Source organism: Nostoc mirabile CHAB5784, from assembly GCF_020829645.1.
Lineage (GTDB): Bacteria > Cyanobacteriota > Cyanobacteriia > Cyanobacteriales > Nostocaceae > Nostoc > Nostoc mirabile.
Genome location: NZ_JAIVFS010000047.1, coordinates 43,589 through 63,842, shown reverse-complemented (window position 1 = coordinate 63,842; position 20,254 = coordinate 43,589). Strand labels below are relative to the sequence as shown.

At 41.9% G+C, this 20,254-nt stretch carries 13 protein-coding genes and 1 pseudogene; 6 read left to right on the top strand and 8 right to left on the bottom strand.

From position 1 onward, the window contains the following. Positions 1-102, top strand: a pseudogene (locus LC653_RS47975) (IS982 family transposase); the annotation flags it as partial. Between the two features lie 541 nt (positions 103-643). On the opposite strand, the gene speB reads toward LC653_RS47975, so the two are convergent. The 3 genes from speB to LC653_RS25540 all read right to left on the bottom strand — a co-directional run bounded on the left by speB (position 644) and on the right by LC653_RS25540 (position 4,431). After that, positions 644-1,684, bottom strand: coding sequence for an agmatinase SpeB (gene speB / locus LC653_RS25550; RefSeq protein WP_229497512.1), 1,041 nt, complete (start codon positions 1,682-1,684; stop codon positions 644-646). A gap of 86 nt (positions 1,685-1,770) precedes the next feature. Then, positions 1,771-3,363, bottom strand: coding sequence for an FAD-dependent oxidoreductase (locus LC653_RS25545; protein WP_229497511.1), 1,593 nt, complete (start codon positions 3,361-3,363; stop codon positions 1,771-1,773). A gap of 489 nt (positions 3,364-3,852) precedes the next feature. After that, positions 3,853-4,431 carry a hypothetical protein gene (locus tag LC653_RS25540; RefSeq protein WP_229497510.1) on the bottom strand — a complete coding sequence of 193 codons (579 nt, stop codon included), beginning with the start codon at positions 4,429-4,431 and terminating at the stop codon, positions 3,853-3,855. Positions 4,432-5,152: 721 nt separating this feature from the next. Between LC653_RS25540 and LC653_RS25535 the strand changes: the two genes are divergently transcribed. Together LC653_RS25535 and LC653_RS25530 are read left to right on the top strand one after the other, a co-directional pair. Further along, positions 5,153-7,879 (top strand): COR domain-containing protein, encoded by a 2,727-nt coding sequence (locus tag LC653_RS25535; protein WP_229497509.1) that lies wholly within the window; start codon positions 5,153-5,155, stop codon positions 7,877-7,879. 215 nt (positions 7,880-8,094) lie between these two features. After that, a complete protein-coding gene (locus LC653_RS25530; protein ID WP_229497508.1) occupies positions 8,095-8,589 on the top strand; it encodes a DUF6174 domain-containing protein in 495 nt (164 codons plus the stop codon). Between the two features lie 225 nt (positions 8,590-8,814). Here the strand turns inward: LC653_RS25530 and metX are convergent, their stop codons facing one another. The 4 genes from metX to LC653_RS46360 all read right to left on the bottom strand — a co-directional run bounded on the left by metX (position 8,815) and on the right by LC653_RS46360 (position 15,522). Further along, positions 8,815-9,894, bottom strand: coding sequence for a homoserine O-acetyltransferase MetX (gene metX, locus LC653_RS25525; protein ID WP_229497507.1), 1,080 nt, complete (start codon positions 9,892-9,894; stop codon positions 8,815-8,817). A 132-nt stretch (positions 9,895-10,026) separates the two neighbouring features. Next, the gene (locus LC653_RS25520) at positions 10,027-11,331 is read right to left on the bottom strand and encodes an O-acetylhomoserine aminocarboxypropyltransferase/cysteine synthase family protein (RefSeq protein ID WP_229497506.1); all 1,305 of its coding nucleotides are present in this window, start codon (positions 11,329-11,331) and stop codon (positions 10,027-10,029) included. 403 nt (positions 11,332-11,734) lie between these two features. Continuing rightward, on the bottom strand, positions 11,735-12,550 hold the full coding sequence (locus LC653_RS25515; protein WP_229497505.1) for an SGNH/GDSL hydrolase family protein: 816 nt from the start codon (positions 12,548-12,550) through the stop codon (positions 11,735-11,737). 512 nt (positions 12,551-13,062) lie between these two features. Then, on the bottom strand, positions 13,063-15,522 hold the full coding sequence (locus LC653_RS46360) for a calcium-binding protein (protein ID WP_267923172.1): 2,460 nt from the start codon (positions 15,520-15,522) through the stop codon (positions 13,063-13,065). 802 nt (positions 15,523-16,324) lie between these two features. Between LC653_RS46360 and LC653_RS25505 the strand changes: the two genes are divergently transcribed. Continuing rightward, positions 16,325-16,714, top strand: coding sequence for a hypothetical protein (locus LC653_RS25505; RefSeq protein WP_229497504.1), 390 nt, complete (start codon positions 16,325-16,327; stop codon positions 16,712-16,714). A 249-nt stretch (positions 16,715-16,963) separates the two neighbouring features. Then, positions 16,964-17,953, top strand: a complete 990-nt coding sequence (locus LC653_RS25500; protein ID WP_229497503.1) for a tetratricopeptide repeat protein — start codon at positions 16,964-16,966, stop codon at positions 17,951-17,953. Between the two features lie 360 nt (positions 17,954-18,313). Here the strand turns inward: LC653_RS25500 and LC653_RS25495 are convergent, their stop codons facing one another. Next, positions 18,314-18,895, bottom strand: coding sequence for a DUF411 domain-containing protein (locus LC653_RS25495; RefSeq protein ID WP_229497502.1), 582 nt, complete (start codon positions 18,893-18,895; stop codon positions 18,314-18,316). Between the two features lie 282 nt (positions 18,896-19,177). Here LC653_RS25495 and LC653_RS25490 point away from each other — a divergent pair, with 282 nt between their 5' ends. Beyond that, positions 19,178-20,122 (top strand): DNA polymerase III subunit delta', encoded by a 945-nt coding sequence (locus LC653_RS25490; protein WP_229497517.1) that lies wholly within the window; start codon positions 19,178-19,180, stop codon positions 20,120-20,122. Positions 20,123-20,254: the final 132 nt, after the last annotated feature.

Sequence of the window (20,254 nt, the reverse complement as noted above, 5' to 3'; positions counted from 1 at the left end):
AACTTGATAGCTGGTTTAACCGCCTACACCTATTTACCCAAAAAACCTGGTATTGACATTTCCCCGAAAGATTTACCTGCTCTACCTCCTGCGATTTTTTAGTTCCATCGAACTCACGTTAAATTAAGGAGCTTGAAACCATAAATTACGAATTACGAATTACGAATTAGTAATTATTTGGTCATTAGCAACATCTTTATAAATCTTCCGCTTCGTTGCCATCTCGCCTTGGAATAAATTCCTCTTGCTTATAGCTAAAGTCCTCTGAAGAGGACTAAATAGAAGATTTTTGGAAGCGATGTAGATAGCTATACTCTTAGGACTTACGCACTGTACAAATGCATCGTGATGTGAATTACCTAAAATAGGTTTTTTCAGGCTTTTCTTAATTATCCTGCGATCGGAAATAGACCATGCTGTAGGGGCTAAACAATGTTTAGCCCTTACGAAAGATATGGTTTTTAAACTTGAGCTATATTTGGTATTTCTTGTCAATGCGTAATATCATGTCCGCTTGATTAGTTACTAAACCTCAAGAACCCCACCCCGACAATCGTCGCTTTGTCTCCCCTCCCCGCAGGCGGGGAGGGGTTGGGGGTGGGGTTCTTTTTTTATGGGTAATTTTGCGGACATGATATAAGTCCTATTTCTGCTGAGATAAATCCATCAAATTCGCCAGCTTGTAAACTACCCGCGCCCCAACATTACCATCCCACTCACCATCACCGACTTCGCAGATATCAAAGCCAATAATTTTTCTCCCACTATTAACTAATTCCCGGAACAGACAAAATGTTTGCTCTAATTCCAACCCACCTGGAACAGGAGTACCTGTACTCGGACAGAGTTTTGGATCTAGACCATCTGCATCAAAGCTAATGTAAACATACTCAGGTAAATGACTGATAATTTCTCGGCATAAATCAATCCAAGTTGTACCAGAGTAAAGCTTTTGTTTAATGGCTGGGTCATAATAGGCAATAATGCGACTATTAGATTGGTCAATCATTTGCACTTCATCATGACTAATATCACGCAAAGCCACTTGCACTAGCTTGGATATTTGCGGTATTTTCATCGCATTAAACATAATAGACGCATGAGAAAACTCAAATCCCTCATAAGCATCACGTAAATCTGCGTGGGCATCAATGTGCAAAATGCCATAGTTTGCGTACTTAGCCGCTAATGCTTGGAAATAACCTAACGGCGAACTGTGATCTCCTCCAATAACTGCAACTCGCTTACCCTTGTTAATTGCTTCTTGACAATTTTCAAACAGCCATTGATTTACCTGTTGACAAACTTGATTAATTTCTGTGAGGACAGGTGTTAAATCTGATGTATCTGAGAGTTGTTTACCTTGGGCTAATCGCTCAATAATTTGTGCTGCCAAGGCGCGGTAATATGTATTCTTCTCTAAAATATCTTGGGGAATTTCCACCATGAAAATTCCCTGCTTCCAACCATCAGGGTTATCAAAATCGAACAAATCCAGTTGAGTCGAAGCATCGAGAATTCGCTGTGGGCCATTAGCTGTGCCTGCGCCATAGGAAACAGTGACTTCCCACGGCACACCAAAGACAATCAGGTTTGCCGACTCATAATCGCAGGGCAAACCTAAGAGGTTGCCATTTACTTCACCTATGCCGCTAGGATTGTAGTCTTGTAGTTGATTACTCATCGATTATCTTGTGGATTTACGTGGATAGACAGCACGCCGCCTAGTGGACATCTGCATTTTAATAAAAATTTTTCACAGACGGTAAACTACAGCGCCTCTATTACTTGGTCGAAATTGCGGCAATACATCTGTTGGCTGTACTCCTGCCACTCATTGTCTGAGGAGTGGGGCGATCGCTTTAATGTTGCCTGTTGCACGTATGCTATCAATGGGCGACGAAGACACTCATATTTCTCGAAGGCTTTGGCTATAGTTTGCAGATCATCCCAGTTATTATTCTCAGCAATTTTAGCGATGAGTGTTGTAATTATTAGTGCATCTTCAAAACCTTGATTAGCTCCTTGAGCCATGAAGGGAGGCATTCCATGTGCTGCATCGCCAACTAATACGATTCGCCCTACACTCCAGGCTGGTGGAATTTTCGCAGGATCTGCTTCAGTATTGAGATCAGTTGGGTTAGAAACTTGTAGAGAATCCGAAATGGTAGCAGGGTGAACGTAGTATGGACGCTGCTGCATGTTAGCAGGAGGAGATATACGCACTAATTGTTTGAGCGCATCAGGAAAGCCTGCTTTCTCCAAATCGTGCAAAGCTAAGTCAATTAAAGAACTTTCAGATTTTCCTTGCAATGAGTCTAAAGGCAAAGCAAGATGGATTACGTACCCAAGTTCACCAGTTGGTCTGCGAAATAAAATCATCCTGATGTTATTTATACAAACAGAATTTCCAGCTTTCTCTTCATTAGTGATTGTTATAACTGGTGAATATTCAAAGAAATCTTCTTCTAGTTTCGTCCTTAGTTCCTTTGGTATCTCAGCTATTTCCCTACACAATATAGCTGCAAACCCAGAGTATTCAGGTCGGGCAAAATCATGGTATTGACTATCTGTGTAAAGCAGCCTACGAACTGTAGAATTAATCCCGTCTGCTGCAACAATTAGTTTAGCTCTAATCGATTTTGTTGCTAATTCTTGGGGGGCAATATCTAAGTTTTGGGGCTGCATATCATTATCTTTCTGCCCATCTGTCCAATATGCATAAGGGTTGGCTTCTATTCGTGTGTCAGATACACAATCTATGCGGACACAACTTTTTTCAGGCTCATTCACAACATTAATACAACGGTGATTAGCTTTAACTCGGTCTTGTGGAAGTAGCTCTCTGAGGGTTGTCTGCAAATTGTACCAAGAAATTGACACTCGTCCCTCGCCATAATCTTTAAACCAGTCATCGAAACTAAGCGAAATTGACCGAATTATCTGCCCCTGTAAATCTTTGTAAACCCATTGCGGTGATGTCTTTGGAGGTTGTTGCCCTTGGGTAGGTTCGACAGTTTTTTGGTCATTAGACTGCTGGACATTAAATAAACCCAGTCCAGTTTTTTTGACTTCCTCGTAAGCGTTAGGATCTAAATATTTGAGAGCTTGTAATCCATTAGGGAGAAGATCCACTGTTTGTCCAATTTGACGAAAGGCACGAGTTTGATCGATGACAAGGACATTTTCAATACCACGTTTACGTAAGCCAATGGCAGTTGCTAACCCAATAGGGCCAGCGCCAACCACTACAACATCGTAGATTTCTTGAGGATTAGAAGAGGAGATAACAGATGCAGCTAAGGTATCAGCTTTGGTTGATGTGTTTGTATGTGTATGAGGACTTGAGTTAGTTTCTGGCATATTTATACACAGGAATATTGGATAGAAGCTGGACAATGTGGAAAGCTATAGCCATCAAGTTACATAGGATTACACAACAATATTAAAATCAAATACAAAAAGTTAGATATTTTGCCGCGTTCAGACCTATTATTTGAAGCAAATATATCCGGCGATTAGAAATGGCGGCTATACAAAGGAAGTCCGCCTACGCAGACTCAAGAAATTTGATCTCTTTTATGGTGATGGTTGCAAGGGATGTCTCTGACAGGTTACGCCTACGCCCTTTTTACTCGACAATTTGAGTTCAGAAGTGGAGCGATGTCTACGACGGGCTACGCCTACGCCCTTTTTGCTCGACAATTTGAGTTCAGAGGTAGTGGCGTAGCAAGGCTAAGATGTTGCAAAAAAATTGTAGGTTGGGTGGAGGCTTTGCGTAACCCAACATCCTGATATATGTTGGGTTGCGCTCCGCTCCACCCAACCTACGTCTACATTTAATGCACTATTTTAAGCTTGCCACGCCAGTAGAGCGATCGCTCTTTTTGCTCGACAATTTGAGTTCAGAGGTGGAGCGATCGCCCTTTTTGCTCGACAGTTCGTGTTAAGAAGTGGAACGATCACCCTTTTTGCTCGACAATTTGAGTTCAGAGGTAGAGCGATCACCCTTTTTGCTTGACAATTGGTGTAAAAAGGTGCAAGCTTCGAGTTCAGAAGTGGAGCGATCGCCCTTTTTGCTCGACAATTGGTGTAGAAAGGTGCAACTTCCGAGTTCAGAGGTGGAGCGATCGCTCTTTTTACTCGACAATTCATGTTCAGAGGTGGAGCGATCGCCCTTTTTGCTCGACAATTTGAGTTCAGAGGTGGAGCGATCACCCTTTTTGCTCGACAATTTGAGTTCAGAGGTGGAACGATCGCCCTTTTTGCTCGACAATTTGAGTTCAGAAGTGGAGCGATTGCTCTTTTTGCTCGACAATTGGTGTAAAAAGGTGCAACTTCCGAGTTCAGAGGTGGAATGATGAGGTTTTGAGATGGAGCGTAGACGGGTAGGGGCTTATCATTACCAACATATTTATAAATCTTCTGCATAAATCTTCTGCTTCGTTGCCATCCCGCCTTGGAATAAATTCCCAGGCTTATAGCTAAAGTCCTCTCAAGAGGACTAAATATAGCGGTTCTCGTTTATGTGAGGTACATCGGTAAGGGCACGGCACTGCCCATACGTGTCAACTTAAGCCCAAACACTCAATTTTCCGTAGTTTTAGATCCCCCAACCCCCGATAAATTGGGGGCACTCGATTCTAATTCCCCCCTTTTTAAGGGGGGTTAGGGGGGATCAAAAGTTTAGGGTGCTAATAGAGAGAACCCCAAAGACTTACGCTGTATGGTTCTAAGCTTAAGTTGACACCAATGGGCACTGCCGTGCCCCTACACCTGGCGATATAATGTTGTACCGCATCTGAATGGGAACCGCTATATAAGATTTTAAGCAATGTAGATAGCTATACTCTGTAAAAGTAAAAATTTCAGTCCACTTCAGTGGACAGTAGCTCTTAGCCAAGAAATTTATTTCTTGGCGGGATGTTCGTCAGCGCGACACTTTGACTGTTACAAAAATGTCGGTAACGACAAAACCTGAGATCGAGCTTAGACGGGCAGGAGTCTGCAATGATGTCTACGAGGAGCTACGCTAACGCACATTGCCTCAATGCAATCCTTGATACAGGCTACATTATTAATTAGGTCAATTTTTCTGCTGCGCGTCCAAGCAGCAACTCGTCGTCAGGCATCGCCTCTATAAAAACCCGAAATGACTAACGAAGAACTGCTGCAAATTATTGAACAAGCTATCAAAGACAAGGTGACAGAATTAGACCTTTCTGGCAAACGCTTAACAACGCTGCCACCGGAAATTGGCCAACTCACCAACCTGCAAACCCTCTACCTCGACGGTAATCAACTGAGCAGTCTGCCACCGGAAATTGGCCAACTCACCAACCTGCAATCGCTCAATCTCCGCAGCAATCAATTGAGCAGCCTGCCAGCGGAATTTGGAAAACTCACCAACCTGCAAATTCTCTATCTCGACAACAATCAATTGAGCAGTCTGCCAGCAAAATTTGGAAAACTCACTAATCTCCAATGGCTCCATCTTAGCGGCAATCAACTGAGCACTCTGTCAAAGGAAATTGTCCAACTCACCAATCTGCAATGGCTTAACCTCAGCAGTAATCAACTGAGCAGTCTGCCACCGGAAATTGTCCAACTCACCAACCTGCAAACGCTTTACCTCAACGACAATCAACTAAGCAGTCTGCCACCGGAAATTGTCCAACTCGCCAACCTGGAATCACTGCAACTTCGTAGAAATCCACTCCCCATTCCACCTGAGATTTTAGCTCCAGGTGATGTGGATGAAATTCTCAATTTCTATTTTCGGGTGCAAGATCCAACCGAAACCGAACCCTTCTACGAAGCAAAATTCTTGATTGTTGGCGAAGGAGGAGCCGGTAAAACCTCTTTAGCCAAGAAAATCAAAGACGAAACCTATAAACTCCAGCCAGAAGAGAAATCAACCGAAGGCATTGAGGTGATCCGGTGGCACTTTACACAGCCCAATGGCAAAGATTTTCGCGTCAACATCTGGGATTTTGGCGGTCAGGAAATCTACCACCAAACCCATCAGTTTTTCCTCAGCAAGCGTTCTCTCTATGCCTTAGTTGCCGACACTCGCAAAGAAAACACTGATTTTTACTGGTGGCTGAAAGTTGTCGAACTCTTGAGCGACAAAAGCCCAGTTCTGATCATCAAAAACGAAAAACAAAACCGTCAGTGCGAAGTCAATGAAGGGCAGTTACGAGGAGAATTCAGCAATCTGGAGAAAATTCTGGCAACGAATTTAGAAACTAATCGCGGTTTAGCCGAGATTAAAGACGCGATTCAGCTTTACATCAGTAATCTTGACCACGTTGGTACACCTCTACCAAAACTCTGGGTAAGAGTCAGAGCCGTCCTAGAAAACAATTCCCGAAATTACATCAGCGTTGAAGAATACTTTAACCTTTGTCGAGTCAATAATTTAACTGACCGTAAAGACATGCTGCGCTTGAGTAGCTATCTCCACGACCTCGGCGTTTGCCTCCATTTTCAAGACGATTCTACACTCAAACACTACGTCATCCTCAAACCTGAATGGGCGACAACTGCCGTTTACAAAGTTTTGGATAATCAAACTGTCAAGGAAAATCTTGGTTGTTTTACCAAAGACGACCTGAAAAATATTTGGCAAGACGGCGAATATGCAGATATGCGAGATGAACTCCTGCAATTAATGATGCAGTTCAAGCTTTGCTACGAAATCCGCGATCGTCCAGGCACTTATATTGCCCCGCAATTGCTTTCCATTGAAAAAGCTGATTATACCTGGGAAGATCCCCACAACCTGATCCTGCGCTACACCTATACATTCATGCCCAAAGGCATCCTCACCCGCTTTATTGTCGAGACACACCCTTGGATTGAACAGCAAAAACTCGTTTGGAAAAGCGGTGTTGTTCTCAACAAAGACCAAACTCGTGCTGAAATCATTGAAAACTACAATCAACGAGAAATTAAAATCTGTGTAGCCGGAAACCGTACAAAAGAATTGATGGCAGTCATCACCCATGAACTCGAAAAAATCCACAACTCTTACGAACGTTTGCAATATCAAACTTTAGTTCCTTGTAATTGCGAAAAATGTGAAGGAAGCCAGACTTCTTATAGTTATCCTCTAAACGAGCTGCGTGAGTTTCTAAATAATAGTGCTTACCAGATTCAATGTAGGAAAAGCTATAAAATGGTAGATGTCCGCAAGTTAATCGATGATGTTATGTTACAACCCGATAGAGCAGATGGGGAAATCAACCCCAAAGTTACACCGTTGCAAAGCGAACTGGAGCAAGAGAAAAATGAATTGTTGACGCATCGGTTAGCAGATAGCAAAGAAATCTTCATTTCCTATGCTTGGGGTGGAGAAAGTGAGCAATTTGTCAATAAACTGGATGAGACTTTCCAGGCTAAAGGAATCAAAATCATCCGTGATAAACGCGATTTGGGCTACAAAGGACAAATTAAAGCCTTTATGGAACGGATTGGACGCGGTAAATGTGCGATCGCAGTTATTAGTGACAAGTATTTAAAGTCTCCCAATTGCATGTTTGAGCTAGTGCAAATTGCTAAAAATGGTGAATTTTATGATCGAATTTTCCCTATTGTGTTATCAGATGCAAATATATATGAACCTATTGAACGCGCTGACTACATAATCCATTGGGAAGGAGAAATTCAAAAACTAGAAGCAAAAATCAAACTATTGTCTTCTTCTGCAAACGTGCCAAGCCTAACAAGGTCAATCGACGAATATACAGAAATTAGAGCCACTATTGATAGACTGGTAGATATCCTTCAAGATATGAACACGCTCACCCCTGATATTCACAGCGAATCAGGATTTGAGTCATTGCTGAATGCGATCGCAGTCCGTTTAGATGAGTAAAACTAGGCTATGGATGAATGTCAAAAATAATTTCAGTTTTTTGGCAATCACCTTTAAGCACGTTAAACTACTAATACCGTTTCTTTGTGAAGCTGCATATATTTACCCCCCGGCTATGCCGTCCCCCCTTATCAAGGGGGGACTACAGGGGGGTCTTATTATGTGCATCTTCATGCAGAATTGGTATAAGCAATTAGAGTTAAAGATGGATTTATATGCGTTTACCAATTGCAATTAGTGCCATTTTAGTGGCATCTTTGGGTTTGAGTACACCTGTAATATCTCAACCTCCTATACAGGTAGCCCAAAAACCAGCGTCTAATAATTTTGCCTTAGAACAATTTAAGATTAATCACCGATTATGGAGACAGAAAAAAATCTCTAACTATCGCTATGAATTTACTAGAAGTTGCTTTTGTTTCCCCAAATCCACAGAACCAGTGATTATTGAAGTACGTAATGGAGTCACAACTTCCATTACTTATAAATATGGTAAAAACCCAGTAGATACAGCTTTATTTGAAAAATATAATACAATCCCTAAACTATTTAATATCATTAGAAATGCGTTCATTAAAAAAGCAGACAACTTGACTGTACAATATAACCCGACACTTGGCTATCCTACTCAAATTAACATTGATTATGATAAGCAAAGAACTGATGATACAATATTCTTTACAATTAGTAATCTGCAACAGATCGAGTAAATATAGCTAACGAGAGCTTTGTTATCTCGGAACTTCATGCTCAGAACTTGGAAAGTATAGGGCGTGTTTTCAAACTACTCGTTTTGCGCCATAACTTTTTAGATCCCCCTAAATCCCCCTTAAAAAGGGGGACTTTAAGAGACTCTTTGCCCCCCTTTTTAAGGGGGGGTTGGGGGGATCTAAGACTTTGAAAACACGCCCTAGCTTTTTTCTGAATACGTCGAGTTAGGAGGCTGGGAAATCTAAACTTTGCTGAAAAGAGATTAGTATTTCATTCAATGCATCCATGTCAATTAAAAATGCATCATGTCCGTGGGTTGATTTCAGCCAAGCCAGTTGAGCATTAGGGATTAAATTTGCCAATTCTTGTTGTTCTACTGGAGGATAGAGGATGTCAGAATCAATTGCAACAACTAAAGTCGGTTGCTGGATGCTTCGCAGAACAGATTCATAATCTGATAAATTAGGAACTGTGCGATCGCGTGCAACATCATGGCGATCCATTACATGGGTGAGGGTAATGTAAGTGTTGGCATCAAATCGTTCTGTCAGCTTTTGACCTTGATGCTGTAAGTAACTGGCTATAGCAAACTGCTCAGATGCATCATACTGCCGCCCAAAGCGAATTGTAAAACTATCCCAAGAACGGTAAGTAGACATCGCCATCATCCGTGCAACTGCGAGTCCTTGGTTTGGGGGCGCATCCTGGGTGTAGTTCCCTCCTTGCCAGTTTGGATCGGCGTAAATTGCCTGTCTTTGGGTTTCACTTAATCCAATACACCAAGCTGAATGTCTTCCAGAAACAGCAATGGGTGCAATCGCTTTCACCTTTTCTGGATATAATAACGCCCACTCTAGTGCTTGCATTCCACCGAGTGATCCGCCAATTACTAACCGCAGAGATTGAACACCCAGGTATTCTAGTAGTACAGCTTGCAGGTGAACCATATCTCGGATTGTAATCTCAGGGAAGGTTACGCCATAAGGGTTTCCCGTTATGGGATTGATACTAGTTGGCCCGGTTGTGCCGTAACAACTTCCCAAGATGTTGCTGCACACAATAAAATCGTGTTCTGGATTGAAAGCTTTCCCTGAACCAAACAAAGGTTCCCACCAATCATCTGCATCAGCCGAACCAGTTAACGCATGACAAATCAGTACCCCATTATCGCCTTGGGCATTTAACTGTCCCCAGGTGCGATAAGCAACCTGAACCCCAGTTAATGTTTCGCCCCCTTCCAGTTGAAATGGCACTGTCAGCTGGTAAAACTGGGTTTGCGGTGAAATGAAGTCTGAGTAGATCATAGGGAGTGGGGAGTGGGGAGTGGGGAGTTAGGAGTTAAGAGTTAGGAGTTAGGAGTTAGGAGTGGAGGAGAAGAATTAATAACCAATGCCCCATGCTCCATTCCCCATTCCCCATTCCCCATTCCCCATTTATTAACTCCTAACTTGCCGGAATGCCTGCTGGAAATCCTCTTTGATATCGTCGATATGTTCAATTCCCACTGATACCCGCACTAAATCAGGTGTCACACCTGCTGAAAGCTGTTCGTCATCACTTAGCTGTTGATGGGTTGTGGAAGCGGGATGAATAACGAGGGTTTTAGCATCACCAACATTTGCTAAATGACTCGCCAATTTTACATGATTAATAAAAGCTTTACCTGCCTCCAATCCACCTTTGATGCCAAAGTTTAAAACTCCCCCAAAGCCATGCCGGAGATATTTCTTCGCTCGTTCATGATAAGGGTGATTAGGAAGTCCCGGATAATTAACCCATAATACTTGCTCTTGTTGCTCTAACCACCGAGCTAATTCTAGGGCATTGCTCACATGCCGATCTACACGTAAGGAAAGAGTCTCTAATCCTTGCAGCAAAAGAAAGGCGTTAAATGGACTCAAGGACGGGCCAAAATCCCGCAAACCCTCGACTCTGGCGCGGATAATAAAGGCAATGTTACCAAAGGAACCACTAGGGCCAAACACTTCTTGAAAATTCAGCCCATGATAACCGGGTGCTGGCTCAGTAAACAGGGGAAATTTACCGTTACCCCAGTCAAATTTACCAGAATCGACAATTACGCCACCAATGGAAGTACCATGCCCACCAATCCATTTAGTTGCAGATTCTACTACAACATCTGCACCATGTTCAATGGGTCGAGCTAAATACCCACCAGCACCGAAGGTATTATCCACAATTAAAGGTATGCCGTTTTCGTGGGCAATGTGAGCTAATGCGGCAAAGTCGGGAATGTTGAATTGAGGATTGCCAATAGTTTCAACGTATAACGCTTTGGTGCGATCGTCGATCGCCTGACGGAAACTTTCTGGATCATCTCCCAGGGCAAACTTGACGTTAATACCTAAACGTGGTAGGGATACTTTAAACTGGTTATATGTTCCCCCATACAAAAAACTAGTGGAAACAATATTATCCCCAGCCTGAGCAATGGTACTGATTGCCAAGAATTGCGCCGCTTGACCACTAGCTGTTGCTAATGCTGCTACACCCCCTTCTAAAGCAGCAATTCGCTTTTCAAATACATCCGTCGTCGGGTTCATGATCCGGGTATAAATGTTACCAAATTCCTGGAGAGCAAATAACCGCGCTCCGTGATCGGCGTCGTCAAAAACGTAGGAAGTCGTTTGGTAAATTGGTACAGCACGAGCATTAGTTCCGGGAGCCGGTTCTTGTCCAGCATGAACTTGCAAGGTTTCAAAACGATATTGTTCAGACATAAGCAGTTATTAAGAGAAGGCAGGAGGCAGGGGGCAGGAGGCAGAAGGAAAGAATTATATAAGAAAGTAATATACTATTTGAGCGTTGTGTTAGAGAAATCTACGGTAATTCTTAAAGCTTACCGTATTTTATAGTTATTTTTAGTTCGACCATACTGTAGGCAATACGGTTCAGTTAAGGCTAAAACTCTTTATCAAAGTCAATTTTTTTAACGAACCGCAGAGGCACAGAGGGAACAGAGAGAAGAAAAAAAATGCTTAACTGAACCTTATTGATACTGTAGGGGCGCACAGCTAGCTATGCGCCCCTACAAAGTATCGTTGTTCAAATAGATGAAAAACGCTGTAATCTAAAGATTTTTGACAGAAATAATTTTATCCCTGCAAAAACTGATCAACTCAGTTAGGGAACCAACATTGAACGAGGATTAATCATCCCTGCCTCTTGAATGGTTGAGAAAGCAGTTTCGCCGATGATGCGATGAGCCGCAGCCGTCGGATGAATGCCATCCCAGAACAAAAACTGGTCTGGTTTACCGCAGGTGCGATCGCCAGATAAACATGGACCGCTCACATTGGTAAAGTTAAAGGCTGCCGGATTTGCAATCGCATCTCGATACAGCGCGTTAGCATCTAATTGCACAATCTCCAGATCAGAATGCTGTTGACTTAGTACCTTGAGCGATCGCCTCAAGCCTTGATTATGTGATTGTGTTAATGCACTGAGGTTCGCGGAATTCGTACTGTTTCTAGTGGCAGGTAACTGTCCTAAATCTGGTAAATTTGCAACCAGAATCTTTTTAGCACCCACATCAGTTAGAGAGTTGATTGCCGTCGTCACATTTTTAACAGGAATAGTTGCACTGCTTACCCCTTGCAAATAATCATTTGCGCCTGCCCATAGCACATACAAAGCATCTGGATTCGTATGTTGATGTGTCTGCGTAAACGTCTGCACTTGATTTAGCAAGCTAGGTACATAGCTGTTGCCAACACTGCCAGTAGTTGCTCCTCCGTAAGCAAAATTGTGAGTTTGCTTAGAGGAGAGATGGAGGCTTTCGCCAAGATACTCAATCCAAACCCGACCATTCGAGTAACGCCCCTGAAAGTAAGTTGGATTAGGTGGGTACATTCCTCCTGTCGCCCGAAATACCATCCCTGTATCCGAAAGACTATCCCCAAATACATAAAGTTCTGAGATGGGATGAGTTTTATCCATAAATTTTGCCGCTACAACCATGATAAAAATTAGGAGCGCAAGCCCCGTTCTTAAAAGCCACTTTTTTCTTTGCATTAAACTTTTCTGCAAACCCTAAAGACAATAGTTTTTACAACTGTTGATGATTATTGTTGTGAGTAAAGATTGAGCTTGCAATTGAGCACTTCTCTAACTTAACAAGCTAGCTTCAGAGCTAGTGAGCAAAACCGGATACTTTCAGGTGTGGATTTTGCCTATTGTCTTAATGCAACCCTGTTGTGTTTTGTAACATCTGACCAATAAACGTTATCGCCGAGAGTACGGCACCAAAACCTTTATGTGGTGATGTACTCTCGGCTAACGCACCCTACTAGCGTGGCACAGGTAAATTAGTGCAATAAATTATGAGACCGGCGTTTCAGCTTTGATGATGATTTGGGATAGCGATCGCAATCCATTGGTAAAAAGTTCCGAATTCAATTAGAATCGGAACTAAAGAGCGAAAATTGTTCTACATCTTAATAGCTAAAAAACTAGGCAATCAGACTGAAATTGCTACTACTCAAAGTAATATCAGGATTTCCTAAACGAGCAAATTCAAACACTGTTCCTGTACCCAGAACATTGCTATCCTGATTATAGAATAAGCTGCCACTACTTTGACTATAGACAATATGTGCATTCTTAGCGTTCACGAGTTGATCGTTAGCGACAACTCCAAAGTCAGTTAAAGCTTGTCTTGCAGTATTAGTAACAGCGTTGAAGGTGGTTTTACTCAGCACAATCTGGTCTTGTCCCCCTTCAAAGTCGGTGATGTAATCAACACCTAAGCTTGTCCTAAAAACCCCACTACTTTGGAACAGATATTTATCCTTCCCGGCTCCACCAGTGAGAATATCGTCACCATTACCTCCCCAAAGTAAATCATCACCAGTTCCACCAGTGAGAATATCATTACCATTGCCTCCCTGGAGGGTGTCATTTCCTGCTAACCCTTGCAGTTGGTCATTTCCATCACCGCCAATCAGAATGTTATTCAGTGCATTACCAGTGAGACGATCATTGCCTGCGCCACCCGTTGCATTTATCGTCTGGCTATTACTAAGGTTGATGTTGATAGAAGCAGAATCGTCATTAGTAATAGTTCCAGTTACGGCTGTTGTAGTGCCGATGGTGTAACGAGTGCTTGCTGCTAGAGTAATAGCAACGGTTTCATTACTTTCAACAGTGGTGTCTGCTGTCGGGTCAATCGTTAAGGTTTTTGTACTACTTCCGGCTGCAAAGGTAATTGTTCCGGTGGTAGCTGTAAAGCTGGCTGCACCTGTTTGGGTGTAGTCGGTGTTTAAGGTAGCTGTGCCAACAACGCCATAGTTCACGGTTAAGGCATTGGTGGTGCTGCCGGTGCGGGTGAAGGTGTAAATTAGGTTGGTGGTGCCGTCTTCAGCGACACTAGGGGGACTTCCTACGGCGAGAGTGATGTTTGGGTTAGGATTCGTAATGTTGACTAACTGTAGAGAATAGTTGGAGTTGACGTTGGTGTTTGCGGAAATTCCAACATAATAATTCCCGGCTCCTAATGTTGTACTAATTTGAGCGTTTCGACCGTCTCTAGCATAATCAGAATAAAGTTCTTCTCCACTCTGAATCAATCCATCATTGTTGCTATCGTAATAGATGGCTGCATTCACATAATATTGAGTTACTCCACTCAAAAGCAAACTAATATTATTTGTGCCTGTCAGGGAGAATTTGTAGTAATCAACTGTGTCTACATTCCCGACAAATTCTTTGAAAATTTGACTACCAGTCAGAGTGCCAATATTATAAGCAGTGCTGAGTGTGTTCCCCGGATTGGAAGCAATGGAAGCAGGTGTAGATGTGGCTGCTAACTGTAGGGAATAGTTGGAGTTGACGTTGGTGTTTGCGGAAATTCCAACATAGTAATTCCCGGCTCCTAATGTTGTACTAATTTGAGCGTTTCGACCGTCTCTAGCATAATCAGAATAAAGTTCTTCTCCACTCTGAATCAATCCATCATTGTTGCTATCGTAATAGATGGCTGCATTCACATAATATTGAGTCACTCCACTCAAAAGCAAACTAATATTATTTGTGCCGTTCAGGGAGAATTTGTAGTAATCAACTGTGTCTACATTCCCGACAAATTCTTTGAAAATTTGACTACCAGTCAGAGTGCCAATATTATAAGCAGTGTTGAGTGTGTTCCCCGGATTGGAAGCAATGGAAGCAGGTGTAGATGTGGCTGCTAACTGTAGGGAATAGTTGGAGTTGACGTTGGTGTTTGCGGAAATTCCAACATAGTAATTCCCGGCTCCTAATGTTGTACTAACTTGAGCGTTTCGACCGTCTCTAGCATAATCAGAATAAAGTTCTTCTCCACTCTGAATCAATCCATCATTGTTGCTATCGTAATAAATGGCTGCATTCACATAATATTGAGTTACTCCACTCAAAAGCAAACTAATATTATTTGTGCCGTTCAGGGAGAATTTGTAGTAATCAACTGTGTCTACATTCCCAACAAATTCTTTGAAAATTTGACTACCAGTCAGAGTGCCAATATTATAAGCAGTGCTGAGTGTGTTCCCCGGATTGGAAGCAATGGAAGCAGGTGTAGATGTGGCTGCTAACTGTAGGGAATAGTTGGAGTTGACGTTGGTGTTTGCGGAAATTCCAACATAGTAATTCCCGGCTCCTAATGTTGTACTAATTTGAGCGTTTCGACCGTCTCTAGCATAATCAGAATAAAGTTCTTCTCCACTCTGAATCAATCCATCATTGTTGCTATCGTAATAGATGGCTGCATTCACATAATATTGAGTTACTCCACTCAAAAGCAAACTAATATTATTTGTGCCGTTCAGGGAGAATTTATAGTAATCAAGTGGATTTGCATTGGTTACAGCATCATTGTATTTAAAAGATTTGAGAACACCAATGTTTTGAGCAGTCGCTAATGTACTTCCTGGCATATTGTTCCTTTTGTGAAATTTAGACAAGCATTCTTATAGATTGAATATCGGAATCCGGTTTAATTTTTGAAAAAGACTACGACAAAATATCGGGTTCAACTTTACTCGTTGAACCCATCAAAAGTAGAAAGCGATCAGATGTTACTACACTGATGCTGTTACTACATTGATAGTATAGAATTCCTACTTATTAACAAGATTAAGTATACAAAGAATCGAGCTACCAAAGTTAATTGGAGTAACAGTAAACTAAAAAGTTTTTCCCAAAGAGCGATCGCATATTTTCTATTTTTTCCTGAATTCACCTGTTGTCTAATTTGTCAATGCGTAAGTCCTGGTATATTTAAAAAACAAAACATAAGTTTTATATAGACAAATACATCTGTATTACTAAATTTGCAGATGTTCAGGCATTCTTGCCCATTAGGGGAACTCAAGAAGCGAATAAAAAATTGCATAAATGTTCAACTCGCCTCAGTTAAGTAATTGGAAATTTCAACCAATCTGTTGTGTGTCTAGACTTTGTGTTTCTCGATTAAGTAGGTGGGCATAAATAAACCTAACTATGTAACGAAATATAAAATGCTCGAAACCTTTGCGATTGCAACTCTTAGAGACGCTCCGCGAATGTTTCACTCGCAATGACGTAGTTATGAATTCTCCCGCCTACCTACTTAGCTCACCCTTTTGAGTGAGTCATATATCAACCGATCAGGTGACCTGACTGAAGGAAGCTGAGATTAATAATAAAGAAGAATCTATTACTAAAGAACACCGATCGCATTTTCCTAAGATAAACCGTATGAAACTTGTTACTTTAATAAATTCTGGACTGCTTTTTGCTTTTATTACTCTTGTACCTGGAATCGCTGGCGCTCAAACAGCGAGTAATAATAGTAGCGAGATAGCTATTAACTCTAACAATTTATCCATCAATTCTACTTCTGTTAGTTACCTCCAGCCTTTTAATCTAGTTACTTTTGCTTATCAGGGAGGTTTGAAGCAGCATGGGATTCCTAGTGGAGAAACGCTAATATTTAAAACTCAAAACAGAAAGATTATTGCAAAAGATTTGGTGAAGGCTGCTGTTAATGCAGATAAATTACCATCACAACTTTTAAACGACCAAAATTATCTAAGTGCTGTTAATTTACAACTCAACGCATTGCCTGATTATGCTGCTGCTGATTGATTTGGTTTTTCTTATATCTTTTGAAAAAGCGAAATTTTTATTATAGTATATTCATGCGCTTGTTACCAATATAAATAAAAGCCTTTCCTACGCAGAAATTCCTGTGTATAAAAGAAAGTTTGATGTTGAAAAACAATTTCTAAATTTTGAGAGAAGTTGTGCCTATAAGTTGCTCTTATAGTGTGCGAAAGCCACAGAAAATTGTATAATCGACAGCTTATCGATCACAAATTTCCTTTTCTATAGATAATGACAGAAGTAATTAAATCCGGGAGCCTAAATAACATCGAGTCCATTGAGTTTGAAAAGCGGTGCTTGCACAAAGCCAGAGAAACAGGCGATCGCAATAGGGAAGTCGTTTGTCTAGGAAGTTTGGGCAATGCTTACCACTCACTAGGCGAGTATCACCTGGCAATTGAGTTTTATCAGCAGTGGTTGGATATAGCGAAAGAAATAGGCGATCGCTTAGGAGAAGCTAAATCTTTATCTGGGTTGGGCAACGCTTATCAATCACTGGGAAAATACCAGCGAGCAATTGAATTTTATCACCAGTGGTTGAGCATCACCAGAAAAATAGGCGCTGCCTACGGCAGGCATTGCCAACGCACTGGGGAAGGCATTTGCTTGGGAAGTTTGGGCAATACTTATGAATGCCTGGGCAAGTACGAGCAAGCGATTGAGTATTATCAGCAGTGGTTGAGTATTACCAGGAAAATAGGCGATTGGACTGAGGAATGCATTTGCTTGGGAAGTTTGGGCAATACTTATGAATCGTTGGGACAGTACCAACTGGCAATTGAGTTTTACCAGCAATGGTTAAAACTGGCAAGATTCATCTGCAATGCCTACGGCGGGCAAAGCCAACGCAATGGTGAAGCCATGGCCTTAAGTGCGTTGGGCAATGCTTATAATGCTCTGGGAAAGTACCAAAAGGCGGTTGAGTTTCATCAATATTCATTAGAGATCAGAAGGAATCTTGATGACCAAAATGCAGAAGCAAACGCCTGGTTTAGTTTGGGTTTGGTGTTAGAAAAAATCAATCGAGAATCAGAAGCGATGGATGCTTTTTGCCATGCCCGCGAAATATATCACACAATGGGACTCGATGCAAGTCTGCAAGATTGTAATCATGCCATTGAGCTTCTTTCTCAAAATGTTGCAAGTGCAGCATCTCCCTTCTGGTTAGGGAGATGGTTCAGTCATTTGTCGCAGTTGATCAAAGCTGATTCTAACAAGTAACATCTCTTACTACTGATTCAGGTAATGTGAGGATGTTTTAAAAGGCGTTAGCGATTATAAATCGCCAAAATACATGAAAATCCGCTTTTAAAACATCCTTTGAATAGGGAGCATCCCAATGCAAGCAAATTTACCAAGATGAGAGATTGTCATTGCGAATGAAGCAAAGCGGAATGTTCGCCTTTGGCGTTCCCGTAGGGTAGCAATCACAAAGTCTAGATGTTGCGATTGCAACTCTAAGAGACGCTTCGCAAACGCTTCATTTCATTACGTACCCTGCGGGAACGCCAAGGGCGAACGCAATGACAAAATATGTTTTTACACATTTGGGATGCTCCCTTTGAATACAGCCAGATTACATCAAGAGGATGGATATTTATTGAATACCGCAACTGAGTCCTTGTGATTAAAAGAAAGCACAGAAAACGGGTCTTTTCGATCCCCCATCTCCATCCCAGGAGTGCCTACGGGCATTTGAGGAACAGATAAACCAGCAACATTTGGCTTTTCTTGAAGCAAACGTTTGATGTCGTCTGCTGGAACGTGTCCTTCGATGACATATCCATTAACAATTGCTGTGTGGCAAGATGACAAGTTATCTGGCACATTGTACTTTTGTTTGACTGTTTCGATGTCAGGCGTGGAAAAGTCTGTGATTTGAAAACCTTGTGTCTTTAAATGGTCAATCCACCCACCACAACAATTACAATCAGGACTGTGATATACAGTGGCATTTAACGCTGTTGATTTTAATGGTGTCTGTTTATCTTGAATACCCTTAGTGTTACTTACCAGTTGAGCATTACTCATCGGAGCAGTGCTTCCCAAGATGCCCAATACCCCTACTGTTAGACAAATTATTACCACTGCACGTACAGCAACACGTACCAAGATAGGAGGTAACCATTTTTGCCAGCAATAAATAAATTGTTTGTACGACATCTGAGACTTCCTAAGTACAACATTGCATAAGTTTGTTGTAACAAATTCTGTTCAAAAAAACTCTGCGTTCCTACCCTGCGGGAAGGCGAAGCGCCTATGCGCTTACTTTGCGCCCCTCTGCGTTTAAAAACACTACGACCCTTACGCGGTAGAAGTCATTGCAACAGTGCTAGTATGTCAAATATTGGCATTTTGTAGCTTCTAAGTTGTTGTTCAAGAAGACAACAACTCTACTACATCAGCCCTCTGTTTTCTATATTCTTGTTTTGGCGAAGGCACTGAATTATTAACCCATTTGCACCACTTGTAGGACAACAGCAAGCCGTAGAATTACTCACTCAGGCTGTCAGACAAAATCGGGTTGCCCCAGCCTATCTATTTGTGGGGCCAGATGGTGTAGGAAGAAGTTTAGCAGCCAGGTGTTTTGTGGAATTGCTATTTTCTAGCGAGATGGGAGTCACTGCGGCTTTACAAAACCGTTTGCGTCAGGGAAACCACCCAGCTTTGTTGTGGGTGCAACCGACGTACCAATACCAGGGACAACGATTAACAGCAGCAGAAGCGGCTGAGAAAGGACTTAAGCGTAAAGCACCACCTGTAATTCGGCTAGAGCAAATTCGGGAAATTACCGAGTTTCTCAGTCGTCCACCCTTGGAAGCACCAAGGAATGTGGTGGTGCTGGAAGAAGCCCAAACAATGGCAGAAGCAGCAGCGAATGCTTTACTTAAAACTTTAGAAGAACCGGGACAGGCGACATTAATTTTAATTGCACCTACCTTAGAGTCTGTTTTGCCAACTTTGGTGTCACGCTGTCAACGCATTCCTTTTTATCGCTTAGATGCACAGTCTTTGGCTGTTGTACTCACACAAACTGGTCATCAAGAAATTTTGCCAAATCAGGCAGTATTGAGCATAGCAGCTGGCAGTGCCGGAAGTGCGATCGCATCTTACGAGCAATTACAAGCTATTCCCTCTGAGTTACTCGAAGACTTAAAAAAAGCCCCTGCTTCCTACCGCAAAGCCTTGGAGTTAGCCAAGAAAATTGATAAGGATTTAGATACAGAAGCCCAACTGTGGTTAGTTGATTATCTTCAGCAATTCTACTGGCAGCAGTGGCATCAACCCAGCATCATGAAGCAGCTAGAACAATCTCGTAAACACTTACTTTCTTACGCTCAACCACGGCTAGTTTGGGAATGTCTGCTTTTATCTTTATGTCAAAAATAAAATTACATTTACTAACTCTGGCACAAAAACCTCAACCCTTTTTGTATTATTAAATAATATTACTTAAGTGTCCGCAACTAATTAGTACTTGTGTATTATTGATAGTAAGCTACGCAAAGCGTCTTGTAAAGA